Annotated in this window: 18 protein-coding genes; 7 read left to right on the top strand and 11 right to left on the bottom strand. The window is 64.8% G+C overall.

Annotated features, from left to right (window positions below):
- Window positions 1-40: 40 nt before the first annotated feature.
- A complete protein-coding gene (locus ABIB80_RS08005; protein ID WP_007596284.1) occupies window positions 41-2,221 on the top strand; it encodes a L,D-transpeptidase scaffold domain-containing protein in 2,181 nt (726 codons plus the stop codon).
- 289 nt (window positions 2,222-2,510) lie between these two features.
- Entirely contained in the window at window positions 2,511-4,133 is a 1,623-nt protein-coding gene (locus tag ABIB80_RS08000; RefSeq protein WP_007596285.1) for a peptidoglycan L,D-endopeptidase MepK, read from the top strand.
- A 171-nt stretch (window positions 4,134-4,304) separates the two neighbouring features.
- Here the strand turns inward: ABIB80_RS08000 and ABIB80_RS07995 are convergent, their stop codons facing one another.
- Window positions 4,305-4,577 (bottom strand): DUF2312 domain-containing protein, encoded by a 273-nt coding sequence (locus ABIB80_RS07995; RefSeq protein WP_007596286.1) that lies wholly within the window; start codon window positions 4,575-4,577, stop codon window positions 4,305-4,307.
- A 209-nt stretch (window positions 4,578-4,786) separates the two neighbouring features.
- Window positions 4,787-5,089: a DUF1244 domain-containing protein gene (locus ABIB80_RS07990; protein WP_007596287.1), complete on the bottom strand. Its 303-nt coding sequence runs from the start codon at window positions 5,087-5,089 to the stop codon at window positions 4,787-4,789.
- Between the two features lie 180 nt (window positions 5,090-5,269).
- Here ABIB80_RS07990 and ABIB80_RS07985 point away from each other — a divergent pair, with 180 nt between their 5' ends.
- Entirely contained in the window at window positions 5,270-5,863 is a 594-nt protein-coding gene (locus tag ABIB80_RS07985; protein WP_007596288.1) for a DUF1036 domain-containing protein, read from the top strand.
- Window positions 5,860-7,296 (top strand): pyruvate kinase, encoded by a 1,437-nt coding sequence (gene pyk, locus ABIB80_RS07980; RefSeq protein WP_007596289.1) that lies wholly within the window; start codon window positions 5,860-5,862, stop codon window positions 7,294-7,296. The genes ABIB80_RS07985 and pyk overlap by 4 nt, the downstream gene beginning before the upstream one ends.
- A 151-nt stretch (window positions 7,297-7,447) precedes the next feature.
- Here pyk and ABIB80_RS07975 read toward each other — a convergent pair whose 3' ends face one another.
- Window positions 7,448-8,128, bottom strand: coding sequence for a TetR/AcrR family transcriptional regulator (locus ABIB80_RS07975; protein ID WP_007596290.1), 681 nt, complete (start codon window positions 8,126-8,128; stop codon window positions 7,448-7,450).
- 270 nt (window positions 8,129-8,398) lie between these two features.
- Here ABIB80_RS07975 and ABIB80_RS07970 point away from each other — a divergent pair, with 270 nt between their 5' ends.
- Window positions 8,399-9,382: a phosphatase PAP2 family protein gene (locus tag ABIB80_RS07970; protein ID WP_007596296.1), complete on the top strand. Its 984-nt coding sequence runs from the start codon at window positions 8,399-8,401 to the stop codon at window positions 9,380-9,382.
- A gap of 236 nt (window positions 9,383-9,618) precedes the next feature.
- On the opposite strand, the gene ABIB80_RS07965 is transcribed toward ABIB80_RS07970, so the two are convergent.
- Complete coding sequence (locus tag ABIB80_RS07965; RefSeq protein ID WP_007596297.1) at window positions 9,619-9,783, bottom strand: Flp family type IVb pilin; 165 nt, start codon at window positions 9,781-9,783, stop codon at window positions 9,619-9,621.
- A 298-nt stretch (window positions 9,784-10,081) separates the two neighbouring features.
- Between ABIB80_RS07965 and ABIB80_RS07960 the strand changes: the two genes are divergently transcribed.
- Window positions 10,082-11,596 carry a hypothetical protein gene (locus tag ABIB80_RS07960; protein WP_007596298.1) on the top strand — a complete coding sequence of 505 codons (1,515 nt, stop codon included), beginning with the start codon at window positions 10,082-10,084 and terminating at the stop codon, window positions 11,594-11,596.
- 62 nt (window positions 11,597-11,658) lie between these two features.
- The gene (locus ABIB80_RS07955) at window positions 11,659-12,843 is read left to right on the top strand and encodes a glycosyltransferase family 87 protein (protein WP_007596299.1); all 1,185 of its coding nucleotides are present in this window, start codon (window positions 11,659-11,661) and stop codon (window positions 12,841-12,843) included.
- A 151-nt stretch (window positions 12,844-12,994) separates the two neighbouring features.
- Here ABIB80_RS07955 and ABIB80_RS07950 read toward each other — a convergent pair whose 3' ends face one another.
- The 7 genes from ABIB80_RS07950 to ABIB80_RS07920 form a co-directional block, all read right to left on the bottom strand.
- Window positions 12,995-14,209: an ABC transporter substrate-binding protein gene (locus ABIB80_RS07950; RefSeq protein WP_007596300.1), complete on the bottom strand. Its 1,215-nt coding sequence runs from the start codon at window positions 14,207-14,209 to the stop codon at window positions 12,995-12,997.
- A 288-nt stretch (window positions 14,210-14,497) separates the two neighbouring features.
- Window positions 14,498-16,420 (bottom strand): ATP-dependent zinc metalloprotease FtsH, encoded by a 1,923-nt coding sequence (gene ftsH, locus ABIB80_RS07945; protein WP_007596301.1) that lies wholly within the window; start codon window positions 16,418-16,420, stop codon window positions 14,498-14,500.
- Window positions 16,421-16,688: 268 nt separating this feature from the next.
- On the bottom strand, window positions 16,689-17,744 hold the full coding sequence (tilS, locus tag ABIB80_RS07940) for a tRNA lysidine(34) synthetase TilS (protein WP_007596302.1): 1,056 nt from the start codon (window positions 17,742-17,744) through the stop codon (window positions 16,689-16,691).
- A 76-nt stretch (window positions 17,745-17,820) separates the two neighbouring features.
- Window positions 17,821-18,876 (bottom strand): tol-pal system protein YbgF, encoded by a 1,056-nt coding sequence (ybgF, locus tag ABIB80_RS07935; protein WP_007596303.1) that lies wholly within the window; start codon window positions 18,874-18,876, stop codon window positions 17,821-17,823.
- 187 nt (window positions 18,877-19,063) lie between these two features.
- Window positions 19,064-19,552, bottom strand: coding sequence for a peptidoglycan-associated lipoprotein Pal (gene pal / locus ABIB80_RS07930; RefSeq protein ID WP_007596304.1), 489 nt, complete (start codon window positions 19,550-19,552; stop codon window positions 19,064-19,066).
- Window positions 19,553-19,797: 245 nt separating this feature from the next.
- Window positions 19,798-20,562, bottom strand: coding sequence for an N-acyl amino acid synthase FeeM domain-containing protein (locus ABIB80_RS07925; RefSeq protein ID WP_007596306.1), 765 nt, complete (start codon window positions 20,560-20,562; stop codon window positions 19,798-19,800).
- Window positions 20,563-20,726: 164 nt separating this feature from the next.
- The gene (locus tag ABIB80_RS07920; RefSeq protein ID WP_007596307.1) at window positions 20,727-23,057 is read right to left on the bottom strand and encodes a putative bifunctional diguanylate cyclase/phosphodiesterase; all 2,331 of its coding nucleotides are present in this window, start codon (window positions 23,055-23,057) and stop codon (window positions 20,727-20,729) included.
- Window positions 23,058-23,158 lie beyond the last annotated feature (101 nt).

Here is a 23,158-nt window from a genome sequence, read left to right as displayed (position 1 = left end):
CTGTTCCACGGGGGACAGTTCACCCGAGGGGTGCGACACAATGCGTGACTGTTTGAACCACCGTGCAGGCTTTGACCGTGTCTTGATGACGGTCGCGGCGACCTTCCTCACGGTATCGGCCAGCTCAGCCCTGGCGCAGGATCAGGCGCGCAGCAGCGCTGCCGAGCTCGCGATCGAAGCTGCGATCCCGCGCCCCGAACCCGCAAACGTCCCGCCCCCGACCGCATCCGACATCAAGCTCGACACCACCGCCACGGTTCAGGACTCGGCAAAGGAGCCGGTCAAGGAACCCGTGAAGGCCGAAGCCGCTCCCGCGCCGGACAAGGTCGAGACCAAGCCTTCCGACGTCGCCACCACGCCCGCCGCCGAGGCGACGAAGAGCGAGACGGCGAAGACTGAGCCTGCCAAGTCCGAACCTGCCAAGGCCGACACGGCGACCCCAACGCCGGCCGCGCCCGCCACCGCTGCTGCTCCGGCCTCGGAGCCGGTGAAGGCCGCGAGCAACGTTCCCGCGGCCGACCAGCCGGTCGCCGACAAGCTCAAGGACATCATCGGCGCCAACGCTTCGCGCTATTTCGACCGTAAGAACGAACGCGCGGCGATCGAGAAGTTTTACGGCGCACGCGACTTCGCACCGGTCTGGACCCAGGCCGGCAGCCTGACCACTGCGGCCAAGGGCGTGATCGCACGGCTGAAGGACGCGGCGTCCGACGGTCTCAATCCCGCCGATTACCCGCTGCCGGACTTCGCAGCCGCCACGACACCCGATGCGCTCGCCAATGCCGAGCTCAAGCTCACCGCCAGCATGTTCGACTATGCGCGTCAGGCCCAGAGCGGCCGCATGCACTGGTCGCAGGTCAGCGGCGACATCCTCTACCCCGAGCATCCGGTCGATCCGAACGAGGTGCTCGCCAAGGTCACGACCGCAGCGGACGCCTCCGCGGCGCTCGACAGCTACAATCCGCCGCAGAAGCTCTACAAGGAGCTGAAGGCGAAGCTCGCGGAGCTCCGCGGCCAGGGCAACGGCCCGGTGATCGAGATCGCCGATGGTCCAACACTGAAATACACGCCGGCCGGCAAGAAGCAGGCTGAAATCGTCGTTGAAGATCCGCGCGTGCCGCAGCTGCGGGCCAAGCTTGGCATCGCCGAGAATGCCAACGATACTCGCTATGACGCGGCAGTCGCAGAAGCCGTGCGCAAATTCCAGAACAGCGCCGAGCTCAAGGCGACCGGCATCCTCGACGACAAGACGGTCAAGGCGATCAACACCCCGAAGCGCGACAAGCAGATCGACGTGGTGCTGGTGAACATGGAGCGCTGGCGCTGGCTGCCGCGCGACCTGGGCGTGCCCTCGCTGGGCGATGCCTATGTCATCCTCAACATTCCCGACTACACGTTGAAGGTGATGCAGCGCGGCCAGCAGGTCTGGACCACCCGCGTCGTCACCGGCAAGCCCGGCACACATGCGACCCCGCTGCTCACCGAGACGATGAAGTACATCACGGTCAATCCGACCTGGAACGTGCCGCCGTCGATCGTCTACAACGAATACTTGCCGGCGCTTCAGCAGGACCCGACCGTGCTCCAGCGCATGGGCCTCAAGCTCGAGCAGAACCGCGATGGTTCGGTCCACATCTCGCAGCCGCCCGGTGAAGCCAATGCGCTCGGCCGCATCCGCTTCAATTTCCCGAACAAGTTCCTGGTCTATCAGCACGACACGCCGGACAAGAACCTGTTCGCCCGGGACGAACGCGCCTTCAGCCACGGCTGCATGCGCGTGCAGAACCCGGATCAGTACGCCTCGGTGCTGCTCAACATCGCGATGCCGAACGAGAAGTACACGCCGGAGCGCGTGCGCAGCATGTACGGCAAGAGCGAGATCGACCTGAAATTCCCGACCCCGATCCCGGTCAACATCACCTATCAGACCGCATTCGTGGACGAGGGCGGCAAGCTGCAATTCCGCAAGGACGTCTATGGCCGCGACGCGACCATGATCAACATCCTGAAGAACGGCCGCGGCAAGGACCTCGAGAACGTCGTCGCGCACTCCCAGCCGAGCTATTCACGCCCGGCAACGACGCTGCCGAACGGCGTGCTGGCGGCCAACAATGGCGGCTCGTCCGGCCCGAACTTCTTCGAGCGGCTGTTCGGAGCGCCGACCCCGCCGCCGGCACCGGTCGGCCGCCGTCCGCAGCAGCAGCGGGTGTTCACCCGCTGAGCTAGGCCCGCTCTGAAGCCTGATTTCCTGAAATTGTGCAATAAAATCAGCGGTCTCATCCTATGGATGGGGTCGCTTAACGTTAACCATTCTCCACCTGACCTCGGGCAGCGGGCGTTTTTTTGCCACACTCACCCGGTTAGGTTCGCGATCTGACTTGGTTTGGGGGCGGGAAGGTCAACCTCGAATTAACCTTCTCGCTTTAACAAAGCGTTCATCCTCTTTCGCGCGCTAACGGGGTTAGCGGGAGAGTCCATTTTGAACGCTCGTCGACTGGGTGGGCTCTAACGTGCTGACTGGAATCGCACGCCAATTCGCTGTGCTGTCGTTGTCCCATGCGGGAGTGAAGGCCGGTTCCAGGATCGGCCTCGCTGCCGTATTGCTGCTTGCTGCCGCGGGTTCAGTTCATGACGCCGCCGCGCTCAACGAGACCAAGACGCTCTCCTTCCACCACACCCATTCCGGCGAAGACCTCACCGTCACCTTCAAGCGTGACGGACGCTACGACGAAACGGCGCTGAAGCAGCTCAACCACTTCCTGCGCGACTGGCGTACCCAGGACGAGACGGTCATGGACCGTCACCTGTTCGACATCCTCTGGGAAGTCTATCGCGACGTCGATGCCAAGCAGCCGATCCAGATCATCTCCTCCTACCGCTCGCCCGCCACCAACGCCATGCTCCGCCGCCGCTCCGCCGGCGTGGCGCGCTTCAGCCAGCACATGCTGGGGCATGCGATGGACTTCTACATCCCGAACGTGCCGCTGGAGCAGATCCGCTTCGCCGGCCTGCGCCTCCAGCGCGGCGGCGTCGGCTTCTACCCGACCTCAGGCTCGCCCTTCGTGCATCTGGACACCGGCAGCATCCGGCACTGGCCGCGCATGACGCATGACCAGCTCGCCAGGGTCTTCCCGGACGGACGCACCGTCCATGTTCCGACCGACGGCACGCCGCTGAAGGGCTATGAGCTTGCCAAGGCCGAGATCGAGCGGCGCGGCAGCGGCGAGGATTCCGGCAACAAGTCGAATTTCTTTGCCAGCCTGTTCAAGGGCAAGCCGGCTCCGGCCGCCACGAGCAACGACGAGGATGACGAGGGCGCGCCCGCTCCGGCCGCGAAGCCTGTCGCGCCGACCGTGGTCGCCGCCGCGACCAAGCCGGCCGATCCGGTGCCGACGCCGCGCGCCAAGCCGTCAGTCGCAGCGACAATTCAGCTCGCCTCGGCCGATGCGCAGATCGTCGCGCTGCCCAAGTCGAAGCCGGCATCCGTGGCTGACAAACCGGCCGCCGGCAAATCCGCTGACGCCAAGCCCGAGACTCCCGCCGATATCATCAATGCCCGTGGCTTCTGGGATGCCCCGGCTGCGCCGCAGCAGGCGACGCCAGCTCAAGTGGCTGCGCTGAAGGCGCGCCAGGCGCTTGCCGCCGCCACCGATCCGCAGCCGACCGCGAGCGTGTCCAGCGCCGCCTATCAGGCCCTGGCCTACGCGCCGGCGTCCGCCTCCCCGGTCGACCGCGCCAATGTCGTCGCCGCCTCCGCGCCGATCCCGCGCTCCGCACGTCCCACCGCCGCGTCGCGTAACCTTGCACCCGCGACCGAGATCAACACGGTGGTCGGCAAGCGCGTCGACGGCATGGTCGCAACCGCGACCCGGCTCTCCGCAGCCAAGGGCGAAAGCATCTGGCTCAAGATCGTGATGCTGTCGCCGAGCGCCAGCCGCGCGATGTCGGTCACGCTGATGGGCGAGCTCGACACGGCCGCAATGCGCGCCTACTTCGTCAAGCCGCAATCCGTGGTCGCCATGGGCTTTGCCGACGATCCGATGCAGGGCCTGTCCTGCGACAGTTTCTCGGGCACCGCCACCGCCAAGCTCGAGACAACGTCCTTCGTCATGCGGACGGCTTCGCTGCGCTGAGGCTGATAAGCCGCGCCGTTACCAAAATCTCTGTCGTCGTCCTGGCGAAAGCCAGGATCCGTACCGCGTGATCCATCTGGCTCACGCGGTACGGATACCAAGCGACGAATTTTCGCCAAACTGCTCCCTGGGATAATGGGTCCTGGCCTTCGCCAGGACACGACACCGGGCTCAGATCATCCCCAGCGCCTGCATGTAGGTCTCGAGAATCGTCTCGGCCTCGGCGCGCTCGTTCGGGTCCTGCTTGCGCATGCGCACGATGGTGCGCAGTGCCTTGACGTCGTAGCCGTTGCCCTTGGCCTCGGCGAAGACGTCGCGGATGTCGTCGGAGATCGCCTTCTTCTCTTCCTCCAGCCGCTCAATGCGCTCGATGATGGACTTGAGTTGGTCCTTGGCAAATTTCGTCGCGGGCTCGTCGTCGCGGACGGCGGCGGAGGTGGCCATCTTGGTACTCCCAATGGAACTGGCAAAACGAGGTGACGCCGGCATCCTCACCGCGCGTGCTGGTTAGACCCTTAGGGTTCGGACCTCTCGCGTTCAAGGCAGCATCGCGCTCGTCCACAGCGCGCCCACACCTTCCTGCGGCGGGTCGAAGAAAGCTGTTGTGTGATGCGACTCAGGGGCAGCGCATCTCGGGCTGCCGGCGCGGCCGTTCAGTGCCCCGGATGAACCTTCTTCATGGCATCGAGCTGCTCAGGCGTGGCCGCGCCCTGGTATTTCGACTTCCACGCCTCGTAGGGCATGCCATAGACGGCTTCCCGGCTCTCGTCCTTGCTCAAGGCGACGCCTTGGGCGTCGGCGGCGTCCTTAAGCCAGTTCGACAGGCAGTTGCGGCAGAAGCCTGCGAGGTTCATCAGGTCGATATTCTGGACGTCTGTCCGCGTCTTCAAATGATCGACCAGGCGCCGGAAAGCGGCAGCCTCGAGTTCCGTTCTGGTTTTGTCGTCGATTGCCATGGCTGGATCCCTCGGCTTTGCGAAATTGGCTGTGACCTGGATGGGGTCACCCTTACGAGATCAGGTGGGGCCTGTCACAGATTTTGCCATATCGCGGCGCAAACGGGCCCGAAGCCGGCTTCGGGGCAGTTCCCGGGCCCTACGCCAAATCGTCAATGATCTGATATAGCTTCCGCGACAATGATCGCCGAATCTCCCCGCTCCCCCTTTCGCCTGCTCGCCCGGTTGGTCCCGGTGCTGGTGGTTGGCCTGCTGTGCCTCTGGGCCAGCCCGGCCTCCGCCGATTTCCGGCTTTGCAACAACACATCGAGCCGGGTCGGCATCGCGCTTGGCTACAAGGATGCCGAGGGCTGGACCACCGAAGGCTGGTGGAACATCTCGTCCCGTTCCTGCGAGACCCTGCTGCGGGGAACCTTGGTGGCCCGCTTCTATTACATCTACGCCATCGACTATGACCGCGGCGGCGAATGGTCGGGCCAGGCCTTCATGTGCTCGCGCGACAAGGAGTTCACCATCCGCGGCACCGAGGATTGCCTTGCACGGGGCTATGACCGCACCGGCTATTTCGAGGTCGATACCGGCGAGCAGCGGGCCTGGACGGTGCAGCTCACCGATGCCAACGAGCAGCCGTCAAAACAGCAGCGCGTGCCGGGAATGCCCGGCCCGGTTGGCCCGGGGGTTCCCGGTTTGCCCAATGGCCCGCCCGGTGGTACGCCCCCCGCCGCGCCTGGCCTCCCGCCCGCTCCCTCGCCCCCGTCTGGAAATAAGCCATGAGGCGTCTTCGCCGTATCAAGATTCTCGCGACGCTTGGACCCGCCTCTTCGGACCTTGCGATGATCCGCCGCCTGTTCGAGGCCGGCGCCGACCTGTTCCGCATCAACATGAGCCACACCCCGCATGACAAGATGCGGGAGCTGGTGGCGACGATCCGCAACGTCGAGAGCAGCTACGGCAGACCGATCGGCATTCTGGTCGATCTCCAGGGACCAAAGCTCCGGCTCGGTGCCTTCGCCGAAGGCGCGGTCCAACTCCAGAACGGCCAGACCTTCACGCTCGATTCGGACAAGGCACCGGGTGACACAACCCGCGTCCAACTCCCGCATCCGGAGATCCTGGCCGCGCTGCGTCCGGGCCATTCGCTGCTGCTCGACGACGGCAAGGTGCGCCTGATCGCCGAGGAGACCTCGAAAGACCACGCGGTGACGCGCGTCGTGGTCGGCGGCCGGATGTCCGACCGCAAGGGCGTCAGCCTGCCGGACACCGACCTGCCGGTCTCGGCAATGACGCCGAAGGACCGCGCCGACCTCGAAGCGGCGCTGGTCACCGGCGTCGACTGGATCGCGCTGTCCTTCGTGCAGCGCGCGGATGACGTGCTCGAGGCCAAGAAGATGATCCGCGGCCGCGCCGCGGTGATGGCCAAGATCGAGAAGCCGCAGGCGATCGATCGCCTCGCCGACATCATCGACGCCTCCGACGCCCTGATGGTGGCGCGCGGCGACCTCGGCGTCGAGCTGCCGCTGGAACGCGTGCCGAGCCTGCAGAAGCAGATGACGCGCATGGCGCGGCGCGCCGGCAAGCCGGTGGTGATCGCGACCCAGATGCTGGAATCGATGATCCAGTCGCCGGTGCCGACCCGCGCCGAGGTTTCCGACGTCGCCACCGCCGTCTACGAAGGCGCCGACGCCATCATGCTGTCGGCGGAATCGGCGGCCGGCAAATTCCCGGTCGAGGCCGTCTCGACCATGAACCGCATCGGCGAGGAGGTCGAGCGCGACCCGATCTATCGCTCCGTCATCACCGCACAGCGCCCCGCGCCGGAAGCCACCGCCGGCGATGCCATCGCGGACGCCGCGCGGCAGATCGCCGAGACGCTCGACCTGCCGGCCCTGATCTGCTGGACCAGCTCGGGATCGACCGCCGTGCGCGTGGCGCGCGAGCGGCCGAAGCCGCCGATCGTGGCGATCACGCCGAACGTCGCGGCGGGACGCCGACTGTCGGTCGTTTGGGGCGTGCATTGCGTGGTGGCGGAGGATGCGCGCGACCAGGACGACATGGTGAGCCGCGCCGGCCAGATCGCGTTCCGCGATGGCTTCGTCCGGGCCGGCCAACGCGTGATCATCGTCGCCGGCGTGCCGCTCGGCATCCCCGGCACCACCAACATGGTGCGCATCGCCTCGGTCGGCCCCGAGGGCGAAGCGAATATCTAGGTTCGCCAGCACGCGGCAAACAAAAAATGTCGAAAACAACCCCATGCACAGTAGCAGGCTGGTCCGGCGAATGTGCTGGGGTTTTTCGCAAAGGCGAATTCGGGCAATGGCCTGGGCGCGATCGGGTCCCTCGGTCGATCAGGCGGACGTTTTAGGCCCCAACCAGCGCTTTCGCGGTCGGCAACAGCGTCTGCTGCACAACGAGACCCCTGGCGCGGGCGTCCATGACGCCGACCGCGCGGAGCGCCAGCAACGTCACGGTCTGCACGGCATCGCGCATCCTGGCGGGATCTTCGAGATTATCCGGCGCAAGCGGTCCGACCAGGGCTTCGTGCAAGGCGCCGAGCAGCGCGGTGGCGGCGAGCGCGGTGTCCTGCGCCGGCAGGTGGCCGGCGCGCACGGCGGCGTCGATGCGCGAGGCCATCTCACCCGCGATCTCGCGCCGGCTGGCGAGGCGTGAAGCGCTGACATCGACATCGACCGGCTCGGCCAGGATGCCCCAGGCGAGCCTGCGCTGCGACAGGGTATGGACCGCTACGGTGGTCACCGCCGCCGCCAGCGCCGAGGACGGCCCCGGCGCCGCATCGGCGGCTCGCCGGATCGCCGTGAGCTCGTCGCGGGAGACTTCGGCGATCAATTCGGAGATCAAATCGGCCTTGGAGGGGAAGTAGCGGTAGACCGTACCCGCAGCGACGCTGGCGCGAACCGCGACCGGCGCAATCTGCACCGCCGCCATCCCGCCTTCCGCCGCCGCCTCCCGCGCCGCCGCCAGTATCGCACTGCGCCGGGCCGCAAGGCGCTTCACCACTTGATGCGTCCGCCGATAAACCATGGCGCGCTTCCTGTCCCACACGCCGGCCGCACGCCCTGCGGCCGAACGCTTCGTCACCGATGTCGCAAATCGCCCCGCAAGGACTGAACAACTATTCAGAGTGGATGACAAGGTGCAAATGCATGAAGCGTCACGCCAAAAAAAAGCGCGAGCTCAAACAGCTAAAAACCTCGCGAACTGCTTTGGTGAAGGGGTAACCACGATCGTTACCGCCATCTTAAACCTGCTCCGCGACTGTGCTGCGGTATTGCGATCCCACCTCGGTGCAGCATGGTCGACACGGACGCCCGGACCGCCTGGCAGCTCTTCCACCTGAACTGGCTTCCCATCGCAGCCATGGGCAGCCTGCTGGCGCTGGGCCTCCCCTTCACTGGCCTGAGCCTCGAACCGGTCGCCTACGGCGTGACGCTGGCAGTCGCTGCACTCCTGCTCGCGCTGGCCTATGGCCACCGCATCCTCAAAGGCGAGCTTGCCGACCCGAAGTTGCTGTTTTCGCTCGGAACGATCGGACAGATCATTCTCACCTGCGCCATCGTCGGACCGCTCAGCTATGTCGCGGCCAAGCTGAACTGGCCACTGCAGGACCAGGCGCTGCTTACGATCGACCGTGCACTCGGCCTCGATCCCGAACCGATCGCGCGATACGTCAACGACCATCCCTGGCTCGCGGACTGCCTGGCTCGCGGATACGGGCTGATCAAACTGCCGCTGCTCGGCATTCCCGTCGTGCTGGCACTGACGGCGCGCTATATGCGGCTGCAATTGTTCATGCTCGCGATGAGCCTCGCGCTCGCGGTCACCATCGCGATCTCCGCCGTCGTGCCCGCGATCGGCACCTATTGGGGGCTGCAGCTGTCCGCCGCGCATTTTCCCGAAATCAACACCGCGGTCTATGCCGGGCAGTTGCGCGACATCCTCGCGCTTCGCGACGGTAGCCTGCACGAGCTCCGGTTGTTCTTCCTCGCCGGCATCGTCTCGTTTCCGAGCTTCCACGCCGCATCCGCCGTGCTCTACATGTGGGCGCTGTGGCCGGTGCGCGGCCTCGGCGGCATCGCGGCAGCGCTGAATCTGCTGATGATCGCGGCGACACCGGTGATCGGCGCGCACTACATCATCGACGTCGCCGGCGGAATCGCAGTCGCCGCAGCGTCGATCTGGGCGGCGAAATTCTATCTCGAATGGCACGGCCGCGCGCGGCAAACGTTTGCCGCGCCTGCGCGCTCGGCGGTCTGGCAGCCCGGCCTCGCGGAATGACGGGCGGCAAGTTACCCTAGGGTCCGCGCGTAGCGCTGTGCCCATCAGCAACTTCCAATGTTCGATGTTCTCGACAGCGGGAACGTTTCCGCCTGCGCTCTTGGAGCTGAGGCGGACACGTTGCCGTGCTACAAGCTTGCTACAGCTTCACGATGTCCCGGACCCGGAAATCGTCGACCAAAAGAAAAAGAGCCCCGTCAATGACGGAGCTCTCTCAGTTCGCGATGAGTTCAGCCTTACTTGAGGCTGCTCGAGATCGAGGTGAACTTGGCGTTCAACGTGGTGCCCAGGCTGTTGATGACAGTGATGATCGCCAGCGCGATGCCGGCGGCGATCAGACCGTATTCAATGGCGGTGGCGCCGGATTCATCTTTCGCGAAACGCGCAACGAGGTTCTTCATAAAGAGCTCCAAATGAGTACACGAGGCTACAACTGATCTGGTCTTTTTGGCTTCCCAGCGCCGCTTGACCATGGAACCAAACGTAGTGGCAAAGAATTGCGCCGCAGTTAATTCGACTGCGGAAACACAGAGCGGTTTGCGTGTATTCGCCGATGGTAAACCGAAATCTAAAATGATCCGTTAAATTGTCGAGACATCAAGCCGGCCCGGCACCGCCGGTTTACCCGGAATTATGACCGCCATGGTCCAATGTCGATCGCTCGGCACAACGACAAAAACACCAGGACGACGAGGCGGCATGTCCCTTTCCTTTGCCAACAGCATCACGGTGCAGAGTCGTGCGCGAGCGCTGGTGCCGCTATGCGTCGGTGCGGGCGCCTATCTCTTCTTCCTGTATGTCGGCGACACGCTGCTTCAGGACTCCGACTCGCTCTGGCAGATCAAGATCGGGCAATGGATCCTCGATCACCACGCGCTTCCCTACACCGACTTCTATTCCTTCACGCGGCCGGGGGCGCCCTGGGTTTCGACTTCGTGGTTGTCGCAGGTGCTGTTCGCTCTCTCCTACGCGCAATGGGATTGGGCCGGCCCGGTGATCCTCACCGCACTTGCTGTCGCATTGTCGGCGGCGATCCTGGTCAGCCTGCTCGAGGCCCATCTGGAAATTCCGCGCGCGGTCCTGTTCGCGATGTTCGCGATCTTGCTGTCGCTGCACCACATTCTGGCGCGGCCGCATATGCTGGCGCTGCCCGTGATGATCGCGTGGGTCGGCGTGTTGATGGCCGCAGCCGACCGCAAGGGCGCCCCGTCATGGTACTGGCTGCCGCTGATGTCGCTGTGGTCGAACCTACATGGCGGCTTCGTGCTGGGCCTGGCGCTGATCGGCCCGATGTCGTTTGTGGCGCTCTGGGGCATGGAGTCCAGCAAGCAGGTCCGGCTGCTGTCGCGCTGGTTCCTGTTCGGTGTTGCGGCACTCGCCGCAAGCTGCGTCACGCCCTATGGCTGGCGCACATTGCTCGGCGCGATCAACATCCTCAATCTCGGCGAGTTGCTGACGGTCATCTCCGAATGGTCGCCCGCGAGCTTCGCATCCTTCAACGCATTCGAAGGCGCGCTGTTCGGCCTGATTGCGATCGGGCTGTATCGCGGCCTGACGCTCTCGCCGCCGCGTATTCTTCTGATCCTGCTTCTGACCTGGATGGCGCTCACCCACGTCAGGAGCATCGAGGCCTTTGCCTTCCTGGTACCGCTGGTGCTGGCCAAGCCCCTCGGCGAACGGACTGCGCTGCTACAGCCTGGCACGCAGGGCGGCGAGAGTTGGGCCGCCCGCTACGTCACCGCAACCGGTGCGCTGATGATCGTGGCCGCCGGCTGGACCTCGACCTCACTTTACATGGCGCATCACCGCTTCACCTTCACGATGGATCAGACACCGGTTGCCGCCGTCGATCTGCTCGAGAAACGCCAGGCGCAGCGCGTCTTCAACGCCTACCAGTTCGGCGGCTATCTGATCTCGCGCGACATCCCGGTCTTCATTGACGGCCGCGCCGAGCTCTACGGCGAAACCTTCGCCATGGACGTCTTCAAGGCCGTGGAGCTCAAGAAGCTCGACACCCTGACGCGGCTCCTCGACGCGTACAAGATCGACGCCACGCTCATGGTCGCGGACGCGCCGGCCGCCCAGGTGCTGGACCACATCAAGGGCTGGAAGCGGCTCTACGCCGACAACATCGCCGTGATCCACGTGCGAACCGGCGGCACAGAGGCCGGCGCGACGCCGGAAGCGGAGTCCTCGAGGGAAGCCGTCAAGTGAGCGCGTCCGCTCAACAGCAGATATCCGGTCCATCGCGCCGCTGGATCGGAATTCCCCTCGTGATGTTGCCAGCGTTTTCGATCGCAACGCTCTTCGGCTGGGGCGTCCTGATCTCCACCTTCACCCATCCCGGCTGGATCGGGCTGAACCACGTCGCTCCCGGCACGGACTGGATGGTGTTTTACGGCGCCATCAGATCGTTGCTCGCCGGCAATCTTGCGCTGGTCATCGATGGTGACGCGTTCACGGCCTATCTCAACCAGTCGTTCGCATCATGGCTCTCGGTCCCTCTGGAGTTCCGTCCATGGTTCTATCCGCCCGGCTTCCTCGTTCTGCTGCTGCCATTCGCGCCGCTTGGCTTCATCGGCTCCTATGTCGCATTCCAGGCCGCGACCGCAGGCTTCCTGGGCTGGGCGCTTCGCAACCGGGCCGATCAGCCGCAACTGACGCCCTACATCATCGCGGCCGTGCTGGTCTCGCCATCGGCATCTCTCAACCTGGCCGATGGACAATGCGCTTTTCTCGTTGCCGCACTGCTGGTCACGGGCGTCAGGCTGCTCGGACCGCGACCGCTCCTGGCCGGGGCAATCCTCGGGCTGCTGAGTTTCAAGCCGCAATTCTTCCTGCTCGTCGCCTTCGCGCTGGTGGGGTCGCGCCGTTATGGCAGCCTGTGCGCTGCTGCATGCTCGGCATTCGCATTGGCGGCTGCAAGTGCCATGATTTTTGGCGTCGAATTGTGGCTTTGGTGGATACCGCAGGCGTACAACAATCTGGTCAGCCCCGACGCGAAATGGCTCGCCTATGGCCGCATCTGGGGTCACAGCGTATGGGCCTGCGCAATGCTGCTGGGCCTGCCGGAGCGGCTGGCCTCCATCCTGCAGCTGGCCGCGATCCTTTCGAGCGCGGCGGCGACGTTCGCGGCCTTTCGCTCCTCGCTCAGCACCAACAACAAGCTGATCGTACTGCTTGCGGCAACCGTGCTGGCGGCCCCGCATTCGGGCCCTTATGACGCGACGCTGCTGACGGTCGCCGTCGTGCTGCGGCTTGCCGCATCGATCGATGCTCCACGCTTTCGCGACTGGCTGATCGGGCTCGGCATCTGGATGGTGCCGTTGCTCAGCCCGGCGGTGTATATTCCGGCGGGACGACTATCGCCGCTCCTCATCGTCGCTCTCATTGGCGTCGTCTTCGGCGCGTTGCGCAGTCCGGCAGGGTCTGGCAAGCCGGCAATGTCGCCGCATTCCTGAATCCAATCTGCGGCTGGCGATGGGGACGCCGAAGTGATGAGTAGCGGACAGGACATGCATTCGCGGGCAGATCGGACTTATCGGTAGGGAGAGATGATCTCAGTTCTGGACTCGCATCGGCCCGATCAAAAAGCCGATCCCTCATTAATCATCAATTGCCCGTCTGCAGTTCGCCGAATCTATCCCAGCTCTTGCCGTTGAAGCGCATGAACTGCATCTGGTCGACCGGGACATGGTCGGTCGTGCCGGTGTTGACCTTGATGCCGGGCAGCAGCATCGGCAATTCGAGATCGCGAATTGCAAAAGCCTGCTTGAGGATGTTCTCGGTCGACAGATCATTGCCGCAGGCTTTCAGCACAGCCTCCAGCGCCATCGCACTGTTGTAGGCGTTGACATAATTGGTGTCGTGCTGGTCGGCCTCCGGCAAATATTTGGTCATGAACTCGCGCCAGCCCCTGACGCCGGAATCGTCCTTCCAGGCGGGATCGTCGGGGTCCTTCACGTAAGCGGTGGAGAGGATGCCGGTGCCGGCTTCCAGTCCCGCAGGCTCCATCACCGTCGAAACCCACACCGCAACATTGGATAGGAACGTCATCGGCCGCCAGCCAATCTCGAAGGATTTGCGGATCGCTTGCGCCGCGAATTTCGGCGTCGCCGCGATCACGAATACATCGGCGCCCGAGGCCTTGAGCTTCACGATCTGGGAATCGATGGTCGGGTCCTGGATCTCGTAGGTCGCGCCGGTGACCACTGTATCGTATTTCTCGCCGAGCACGTCCTTCAGCCCGGCGAGATAATCGCGGCCGTAATCGTCGTTCTGCGAGATAACGGCGAACTTCGCGTTCGGATTCTTCGCCAGCGCGTAACGCGCATAGAGCCGCGCTTCGTAGCGGAACGGCGCCTGCACGCCCATCGTTGCCTGCGGATATTGTGCGACGTCGGCGAATTTCGAGGCGCCGGAGCCGATGAAGAGCTGCGGCACGTTCCTGGACTGGAGGTATTTCGCGATCGCCGTGTTGTGGGCGGTACCGATCGAGGAGAAGATCAGCGCGACCTCGTCGCTCTCCACCAGCCTGCGGGTCTGCTCGACTGATTTCGGCGGCGCATAGCTGTCGTCGAACGAGATCAGATTGACCTTGCGGCCGTTGATGCCGCCCTTCTCGTTCAGCATCTTGAAATAGCCGACCTCGCCCTTGCCGAGCGCCCCGAAGGCCGACACCGGCCCGCTGTAGGGCATGGTCTGGCCGATCTTGATCTCGGTCGCGGTGACGCCGCGCATTTCGGCGGCGGCGGATGGAGCGGACGGGAATGAGACTATCAGGAACGAAACGGCGCCAAGCGCGCCCAATGTCCTCGCAAAGCGCATCGGCTTGCCCTCCCCTTTGTCTGCGCGGTCGAGCCGCGCCTTAATTGGGAAGAGCATGCCACGACTTCATCGCAGACTCCAATCGCGATGAGTCGCGGGGTCGGAGAGCGAGTAAAGGTAAGGGTGCCACCAATGGCGGCGCCCATAGATGGTCGGCACTGCGCAAGGGCGGCTTTGCGCACATACCTGTTCGTCGCGAGATGCTCAGTTGCCCACGTTCGAAAAGCACCACGCAACAAAAAACGCGGCGTTTCCGCCGCGTTTTTCAATTCAATCTGCCGTGCGCGGTTACGCCTGCGGCTGCGGCTCCAGGCCGGGATCCGGATCGGGTCGCGGGCGCGACTTGCCGGCCGGCGGCACGGCCGAGGCGCGCGGGGTGGTCGGCTCGAGCACGGATTCGCGGTTCGGCTTCTTGCCCTTGAGCAGGTCGATGATCTCGTCGCCGGAGAGCGTCTCGAATTCGAGCAGGCCCTTGGCGAGAGCTTCAAGATCGGCGCGCTTCTCGGTGAGAATACGCGTTGCCTCGTTATAGCCTTCTTCGACGAAGCGCCGGATCTCGGTGTCGATCTTCTGAACCGTCGCTTCCGATGCGTTCTGGGTGCGCGACACCGACATGCCCAGGAAAACCTCGTCCTGGTTCTCGCCGTAGGACACGGTGCCGAGCGCCTCGGACAGGCCCCAGCGCGTCACCATCATGCGCGCAAGACGCGTCGCCTGCTCGATGTCCGACGACGCACCCGAAGTCACCTTCTCGCGGCCGAAGATCAGCTCTTCGGCGACGCGGCCACCCATCATGATGGCAAGGCGCGATGTCATCTGTTCGAGCGACATCGACAGCTTGTCGCGCTCGGGCAGCTGCATGACCATACCCAGCGCACGACCGCGCGGAATGATGGTCGCCTTGTGGATCGGATCGGTCGCAACGACGTTGAGGCCGACGATGGCGTGGCCGCCCTCGTGATAGGCCGTCAGAAGCTTCTCTTCCTCGGTCATGACGAGCGACTTGCGCTCGGCGCCCATCATCACCTTGTCCTTGGCTTCCTCGAACTCGGCCTGGGTCACCATCCGCTTGTTGCGGCGGGCGGCGGTGAGCGCAGCTTCGTTGACGAGGTTCATCAGGTCGGCGCCAGAGAAGCCCGGGGTGCCGCGCGCGATGGTCTTGAGGTTGATATCCGGCGCCAGCGGCACCTTGCGGACGTGGACCTTGAGGATCTGCTCGCGGCCGACGACGTCCGGGTTGGGCACCACGACCTGACGGTCGAAGCGGCCGGGACGCAGCAGCGCGGGGTCGAGCACGTCGGGACGGTTGGTCGCGGCGATCAGGATCACGCCCTCGTTGGCCTCGAAGCCGTCCATCTCGACCAGCAACTGGTTCAGCGTCTGCTCGCGCTCGTCATTGCCGCCGCCGAGGCCGGCGCCACGGTGACGACCGACGGCGTCGATTTCGTCGATGAAGATGATGCAGGGCGCGTTCTTTTTGGCCTGCTCGAACATGTCGCGGACGCGGGAAGCGCCAACGCCGACGAACATCTCGACGAAGTCAGAACCCGAAATGGTGAAGAACGGCACGTTGGCTTCGCCCGCGACCGCACGCGCGATCAGGGTCTTGCCGGTGCCGGGAGGGCCGACCAGCAGCACGCCGCGCGGAATGCGGCCGCCGAGGCGCTGGAATTTGCCGGGGTCGCGCAGGAATTCGACGATCTCCTGCAGGTCCTGCTTGGCCTCGTCGACGCCCGCGACGTCCTCGAAGGTGACGCGGCCATGCGCTTCAGTCAGCATTTTTGCGCGCGACTTGCCGAAGCCCATCGCCTTGCCGGCGCCGCCCTGCATCTGCCGCGACAGGAAGATCCACACGCCGATCAGCGCGATGAAGGGCAGCCAGGAGACCAGCAGCGAGACGAACCACGGCACGTTGTCGCCGGGCGGCTTCGCGGTGATCTGCACCTTGCTGTCATAGAGGCGCTTCACGAGCGTCGGATCGCTCGGCGCATAGGTCTGGAAGCTCGAGCCGTTGGTGAAGGTGCCGTGAATGTCCGGCCCCTGGATCACGACGTCGCGCACATTGCCGCGATCAACCTCGCTCAAGAGCTGGGAGAAGGCGATGTCCTGCGAGGAGGCGCGCTGACCCGGATTCTGGAAGAGCGTGAACAACGCCAACAGCAGCAGGACAATGATGACCCAGAGGGCGAAATTGCGCAGATTGGCGTTCATCGATCTTCCTTCGTGGTCGCGCGGATCGCGGCCTGATCCTCGGGCAGTTACTTTAAGCCGTACGAGGAAATCCCAAGGAATCCTCTCGGTTAGACGCATTACAATTTAGGTGCCGCCCCGGTCGCTGCCAAGGGAACGAGATGGGACTATTTATCCCATCTTAGAGCGATTCCCGCTGAAATAATGGCGCCCGGACAGGGGTTTTTCCCGCCTGGTTAAGGTGACCTGACGTCGCGCCGCCGAAACGGCTGGTGTCATGGTCCGCGGCTTAGCTCCCCTTGCGCCGCCGCGCCGGCGCCGGCGCGATGTGGATACGCCCCCCGGCAAGGCTGATCAAGGCTCCCGCAAGGGTCTGCTTCACCACCGGCCGGCCATTTGCAGCCGTACTTCCCGCCGCCATGGCCTGATCGAGCACGGCCAGGAGAGATTCGACCTTGCCGAGTTCCGCTGGTCCCTCATGCCCGAACGCGTTGATGGCCCGCAGCAGGATCCGCAGCCGGACCTCCTCCGGCAGGGCGGCAAACACGGGGGCCTCGAAGCTTCGAACGCCGGCCTGCGGCGCATCGCCGCGATCCCGCAAACGGAGGAAGCGCTCGGCTCCATCGGTCAGCACCTCGACGGCCGCATTGGCGCGCGCCAGCCTTGCCGCGAGCCGAGCCAGGCTGCGGGCATCACCGCCCTCCCCCGCGAGCTGCGGCAGCAGCGCACGCAGCCGCGGCCGGGTGAAGGCAGCGTCGTGGTTGGTGGGATCGTCGGCAAAGCCGATCTTCGCCCGCTTCAAGGTCGCGATCAGCTGCGACTTCGGAACGTCGAGCAGTGGACGCGCAAGGATGACGCCGTCGCGCTCGGTGAGACGGGCCATCGCCGACAGCCCGGCTAATCCGCTGCCGCGGAGAAGACGCATCAACAGGGTCTCGGCCTGGTCGTCTCGGGTGTGGGCGGTCAGCACGTGGCTCGCGCCGGCGACACGTGCGGCCTGCACCAGCAGGCGGTAGCGGGCTTCGCGCGCGGCGGCCGGCAGTCCCGTTTTCGGCTTGGCGCCGCGCCAGCGCACGGTCCGGTGCGGCAAGCCAAGCCCGGTCGCGAGATGCTTGACCTCGCGCGCCTCGCGCGCCGCCTCCGGCCGCAAGCCGTGGTCGATGGTGACGACGGTGAGACGCGGGCCGTGTGCGAGGCTGCGATGCCAGCGCGCCGCAAGCCACATCAGCGCCACCGAGTCGGGCCCGCCGGAGACCGCGAGCAACAGTCCCCGCGCGCCTTTCAGGCCTGCGAAGAGGCGCTTGGCCTCACGCGCCGAGATCGGTGAATTGTCGTCGTCTGACATGACGCTGCAATCGTCCGCGGATGGACCGAATGTTTAGCGCAGCGCCATCAATCTTGTCAGGATCAATCGCCGCGGGTCAGCACTTCACCCGCTTCTGCTCGCGGTCGACCGCGGCTTTGACGCCGGCCGAAGCGCGCGGATATTTGCGGCCGACTTCGCCGAAGGCGGCGCATGCGGCCTCCTTCTCCTTCAGCGCCGCCAGCGACTGGCCGAGCCGCAGCAGGGCGTCCGGCGCCTTGGCGGATTTGTCGTATTTGGTGGTGACGGCGAGGAAGGCTTCCGCGGAGTCGCGATATTGCTGGCGCTGGAAATAGCTCTCGCCGAGCCAGTATTGGGCGTCGCCGAGCAGCGGGTCGCTCGGATATTTCTGCGAGAAATTCTTCATGGTCTGCTCGGCCAGCGCATAGTCCTTGCGCTGCATGTAGCCGATGCCGAGATCGAATTCGTCGCGCGGCGTTGCCGAGGGCGGCAGGGTCGTCAGCGCCGGGGCGCCTGCCGGCGCGGGAGAGCCGGATGGGGCCGGCGGATAGCCGGGCTGCGCAGCCTGGGGCGCGGCCGCCTGCGGATAGCGGGGGCCGCTATTGGCGAGATCGAGCGGTTCGCCGGCGCCACGGCCGCCGGGCGCGCCGCTCGGGGCACCGGCGGGCATCGGTTGCTGCCCGCCGCCGAGCGCGCGTGGCGCACCCGGCGCATTCGGGCTCTGGTTCGGGTCGAAGGCATCGCCGCGGCGGCGCGTGCCCGGCGCGCCGGGCGCAGGCTGCTCCTGAACGATCGGCGCCGGAGAGGCGATCTGCGGCTGCTCGTAATTCGGCTGGGCCGCTTGCTGGTGCGGCGGCTGGCGATAGGCCGGCGCGGCTTGCGCGGGCGGCATGGCCGCGACATTGGGCTGGACCGGCGCCTGGCCGGGTGCAGCTTGCGCGCCGCCCTCGAGCGCTCGCAGCCGCTCTTCGAGCTGGCGGTTGCGATATTGCAGCTCTTCGTTCTGGCCGGTGAGCTGGCGCAGCTGATTCTCCAGCCGCTCGATCCGCATCTCGGGATCTGCATCGTCCGATTGTGCGAGGGCGGGCGAGCACAAAGAGAGCAGCGCGGCGATCGCCACGGTGCCGGTGAAAACCTTAAATCTGGATGACATCTTGCCCTGACGACGAAAGCGAAATGGCCTGCGACCGAACATTCGACGCGCCACACATTGAAGGGGAGTACGCCAAAACTGTGACTGTAACAAACGGGTTTCCGTCACAGATCGCTGAAACGAAACCGGCGCCCGAGAGGGCGCCGGCATAATCGGTTTCTGAAGATGAACGGCGCCTGACCGATCGTCAGGAGCTCGCGTTCAGCACGGTGACGGCGCGGCGGTTCTGCGACCAGCAGGAGATGTCGTTGCAAACGGCCACCGGCCGCTCCTTGCCGTACGAGATCGTTCGCATGCGGTTCGGATCGATGCCGCGCGAGGCGAGGAACGAACGGACCGACTGGGCACGGCGGGCGCCGAGCGCGATATTGTATTCGCGGGTGCCGCGTTCGTCGGCATGACCTTCGACGGTGAAGCTGTAGCGCGGATAGCTCTGGAGCCACTGCGCCTGCTTCTCCAGGGTCACGATCGCCTGCGGGGTCAGATCGGTCTGGTCGCTTTCGAAGAACACGCGGTCGCCGACATTGACGACGAAGTCTTGCTGGCTGCCCGGCGTCGCCGCGTTGGCCATCGCATCCGTGGCAGCGTTCTTGTTGGCACAGGCCCCCATCGACAGCGCGACGGCAAGCACCGCGGCCAGCTTCAATCCCTGGAGGATGCGCATAGGATGTTTCATTCCGGAGCCTCCACGCTCACGTTTCGTCCACTGCTGTCCGGTCTACAGGGGGTTGGTTAAGCGAACGTTCCGTCAACCTTGATGGAACCTTGCCACAGCCGGTCAAATGCCCCCAACCAGCGAAAAGCAACCGTCATGGTTAATGGGTTGTAAATGTGGCGCGATGGTGAAGGCAAGCCGCGCCGACCGGCAAAAACCGCGGGCTTTGCTGGAATTTTAGGCTCGTCGTGTGGAGACCCTAGCGCCTAGCGGGCAGAACCCGTTGCCGAGGCGGCTACGTCCGGGGTCCGCTGCGTCGCCAGCGACACCGGGCGCGGGGCCGCCTGGCGCGGGCCGCTGCGTTGAAACAACATGCGCCGCTCAAAAGCGCTGGAGCGCATGATCGGAAAGCGCGTCAGGACCTTTTCCCGCTGGTTGCGGAAATCGGACGCCATCAGCACGGCCTTCTTGGTGGGCCAGCCCGGAAACCCGCGCGGCTCCGGTGAAATGGTCTCGTGCAGGAAGATGCGACGATAGAACGCCTGATGATCGGTCCGGATCATGGCCAGCCCGGTGTCGGCGTTGAAATGATCGCAAGCCACAAAAGCCAGCCGCACCGTCAGATAGGGTAGCTCCGGAAAACGCTGGTGCTTTTCGGGATCGGCAACAAACCGGCACGGATCGATGAGGACTTCGCCGCGGTCGAGCCGGGGATGCAGGACGTCGCCAAACACTTCGGTCGTGTAGGACATTCGCCAGTCGGACGTCAGGACGTGAATGCGAACGGAGCTGCAGAGCTCTCCATCGACATAGACCCCGAAATTCCAGGTGTTGGGCGCATCGTCGAAGCGATCGGTCACGCGCCGCGACTCCGACGGCTCGATCAGTCCGGCGTGCAGATAGGCCCGGTACCGCATCAGATAGAGGTTGTCGCGGTCCTCAGGAGTTTCGATCAGGCGGTAATCGATGCGGTCAAACAGAGCGGCTCCCCGCGGAAGGAGCACCGTTTGCGGTTCAGCCCCAGACGTCATCCAGTACCCCTACACTCCAAAGCAACTTCTGCGAGTGTGACGAGATTAATGGTTCATTAACGGAATTGCAAAGGCTTAGAAACGTTAGGGTTAACCTTGCGGCCCGCAAAAACACGGGGCGCGAACGAGAGCCGAGGGCGTTGAAGAAGTGGGGCAGCGAAAGATCAGGCGATCGATCGCGAGGACACCATGACGATCTGGTCCTCAGCCCCGCGACGGCCATGCGAGGCATTGAGCAATTGGCGAATCCGGACTGCCGGCACCGGCCGGCTGAACAGATAGCCCTGCCCTTCGGTCACGGTGCCGTCGGCGCTGATCAGCTCGAGCTGATCATTGGTCTCGATGCCCTCGACCACGACGGCCATGCCGAGATCGGCCGACAGCCGCGCCACCCCGCGCAGCAGCGTCAGCGGCCGGTCGGCATCGATGCCTTCGAGGAAGGAGCGGTCGATCTTCACCTTCTGCATCGGGAAATTGTGCAGGTAGCTGAGGCTCGAATAGCCGGTACCGAAATCATCCAGCGAAATGCCCACGCCGATCGCATGCAATTGCGACAGGATGTCGTGCGTGAGCTGGGTGTTGCGCAACAGCGAGGATTCGGTGATCTCGATCTCCAGCCGATGCGCCGGCAGCCCCGAAACCTCGAGCGCGTAGCGGATTTCGCTCAAGACGTCGCGCTGGTGGAATTGCTGCGGCGAGAAGTTGACGGCGACGCTGACGCCCTCCGGCCATTTCATGCATTCCATGCAGGCGCGGCGCAGGATCCAGCGGCCGAGATCGACGATCAGCCCCATGTCCTCGGCGACCGGGATGATGTCGACCGGCGAGACCGTGCCGCGCACCGGATGATTCCAGCGCAGCAGCGCCTCGCACGTCGTGATCTTGCCGGACTTCAGATTGACCAGCGGCTGGTAGAACAGCTCGAACTCCTCATTGGCGAGCGCCTTGCGCAGATCGAGCTCGAGGATGCGGCGCGCCTCGACGGTCGCCGCCATCTCGTCGCGGAAGAAGCAGAATGTGCCGCGACCGTCGGCCTTGGCCCGGTACAGCGCCATATCGGCGTTCTTGAGCAGCGTGTCCGCGCTGACGCCCTCCGGCGCGGTCAACGCGATGCCGACGCTGGCGCCGATCTCGACCAGATGATTGTCGATGCGGTAGCGCTCGCTCAGCCGCTCGACGATCCGGCGCGCCAGCGCAGCGGCGTCCTCGGGCGAGGAGATGTTCTCCTGGAACACGACGAATTCGTCACCGCCGAAGCGGGCGACGAAATCCTCGGGGCGCAGCATCTCGCGCAGACGGTTGGCGACCGCGCACAGCAGCTGGTCGCCGCAGGGATGGCCGAGCGTGTCGTTGACCTGCTTGAACTGGTCGAGGTCGACGAACAGCAGCGCGGACAGGCGCTCGGCGTCGTGCGAGATCGCCAGCAGCCTTTCGATCTCGTCGCGGAAATGAACGCGGTTGGGAAGCGCGGTGAGGTCGTCGTAGCGCGCCAGATGCGTAATCTTGGCCTCGGCGCTGCGACGGTCGGTAATGTCCTCGACCAGCACCACCGCGCCACCGTCAGCCATCGGCTGGACAGTCCAGGACAACGACCTGTTTCGCTGCGTATCGGGATCGGCGGTGATGATCTCCTTGGCTTGCGAACTCTCGATGTCCGTGACGATCCGCTCGCCGCTCCCAGCCGAGATGGACCCGGCGCTGACGCACGCCGCGACGATGTCACGCGCGTTGACGCCGCGTTGCGCCAGACCTTCCGGCAGATTCATCATTGCGCCGAAGCGGTGGTTCATGACCGCCAGCTGTCCGTCGACGCGGAACATGCAGAGGCCGTGCGGCATGTTGTTCAGCGCCGTATCGAACTGGCCGGCGAGCGCGGCTTCACGCTCCCGTGCCACGACCGCTCCCATGAAGATTCGGTGCAGATTCACCGAGAGCTGCATGATCGCCATCAGGAACGCGGCGCTGACCAGCGCCATCGCGATGTAGTAGGGCGTTCCACGCAGTGCCAAGGCAAGCACGGCCGGACCGAAAATCAGCACGGCCTGGAGGTGGAAGATCGCAGGCCGGCCATATGCCCTGCCCGCGCCGCCCGCCGCGATTCCGGTGGTGACCGATAAGGCGATCATGTGGGCCACAGCGTCGTCGGTGGCCAGCAGGGCGGTGGCGCACCAGATGCCGATCGCAGCCGCCTGGATCTTTGCCCCGATCTGATAGCGCTTCTGCCAGCGTGCTGCCGCCTCGATGGTCATGACCGACTGACGTGCCTGATAGAGGCGCAGGTCGATCGCCCGCGCAGTCCCCGCCAGGACAAGAAGTGCGACGCACGCCCAGATCAGCGGCTCGCCCGTCCTCAGCGCGGTCAGGGCCGCACCGATCGACACGAAAATGAGTCCTGCCAGCAGCGGACCAGGCGCTTCGAACAGCGAATCGATTTGCGCCGCCGAAGTTTTCGGCGGCCGCTGTTCCGGCTCTCCGCTCTGACTTGCAAACTGCATCTGGTGTTTACGCGCGTCCTGTCTGGAGCGCAGTTTTACCGATCCGGTATGAAGTCTTTCTGAGGGAATATCGTTAAAGTCGAGTTGTTTTGAACGAGCAA

The sequence above is a fragment of the Bradyrhizobium sp. i1.15.2 genome, assembly GCF_040548425.1.
GTDB lineage: Bacteria > Pseudomonadota > Alphaproteobacteria > Rhizobiales > Xanthobacteraceae > Bradyrhizobium > Bradyrhizobium canariense.
The sequence above is the reverse complement of the archived record's forward strand: the minus strand, read 5'-3'. Positions and strand labels throughout refer to the sequence as shown.

Coding starts and splice junctions, on each gene's coding strand:
- ABIB80_RS07955 (WP_007596299.1), top strand. CDS start 11,659: ATGTTGCCAGCGTTTTCGATCGCAACGCTCTTCGGCTGGGGCGTCCTG.
- ABIB80_RS07970 (WP_007596296.1), top strand. CDS start 8,399: ATGGTCGACACGGACGCCCGGACCGCCTGGCAGCTCTTCCACCTGAAC.
- ABIB80_RS07960 (WP_007596298.1), top strand. CDS start 10,082: ATGTCCCTTTCCTTTGCCAACAGCATCACGGTGCAGAGTCGTGCGCGA.
- pal (WP_007596304.1), bottom strand. CDS start 19,552: ATGAAACATCCTATGCGCATCCTCCAGGGATTGAAGCTGGCCGCGGTG.
- tilS (WP_007596302.1), bottom strand. CDS start 17,744: ATGTCAGACGACGACAATTCACCGATCTCGGCGCGTGAGGCCAAGCGC.
- ybgF (WP_007596303.1), bottom strand. CDS start 18,876: ATGTCATCCAGATTTAAGGTTTTCACCGGCACCGTGGCGATCGCCGCG.
- ABIB80_RS07975 (WP_007596290.1), bottom strand. CDS start 8,128: ATGGTTTATCGGCGGACGCATCAAGTGGTGAAGCGCCTTGCGGCCCGG.
- ftsH (WP_007596301.1), bottom strand. CDS start 16,420: ATGAACGCCAATCTGCGCAATTTCGCCCTCTGGGTCATCATTGTCCTG.
- ABIB80_RS07920 (WP_007596307.1), bottom strand. CDS start 23,057: ATGCAGTTTGCAAGTCAGAGCGGAGAGCCGGAACAGCGGCCGCCGAAA.
- ABIB80_RS07985 (WP_007596288.1), top strand. CDS start 5,270: ATGATCGCCGAATCTCCCCGCTCCCCCTTTCGCCTGCTCGCCCGGTTG.
- ABIB80_RS07995 (WP_007596286.1), bottom strand. CDS start 4,577: ATGGCCACCTCCGCCGCCGTCCGCGACGACGAGCCCGCGACGAAATTT.
- ABIB80_RS07990 (WP_007596287.1), bottom strand. CDS start 5,089: ATGGCAATCGACGACAAAACCAGAACGGAACTCGAGGCTGCCGCTTTC.
- ABIB80_RS07925 (WP_007596306.1), bottom strand. CDS start 20,562: ATGACGTCTGGGGCTGAACCGCAAACGGTGCTCCTTCCGCGGGGAGCC.
- pyk (WP_007596289.1), top strand. CDS start 5,860: ATGAGGCGTCTTCGCCGTATCAAGATTCTCGCGACGCTTGGACCCGCC.
- ABIB80_RS08005 (WP_007596284.1), top strand. CDS start 41: ATGCGTGACTGTTTGAACCACCGTGCAGGCTTTGACCGTGTCTTGATG.
- ABIB80_RS07950 (WP_007596300.1), bottom strand. CDS start 14,209: ATGCGCTTTGCGAGGACATTGGGCGCGCTTGGCGCCGTTTCGTTCCTG.
- ABIB80_RS07965 (WP_007596297.1), bottom strand. CDS start 9,783: ATGAAGAACCTCGTTGCGCGTTTCGCGAAAGATGAATCCGGCGCCACC.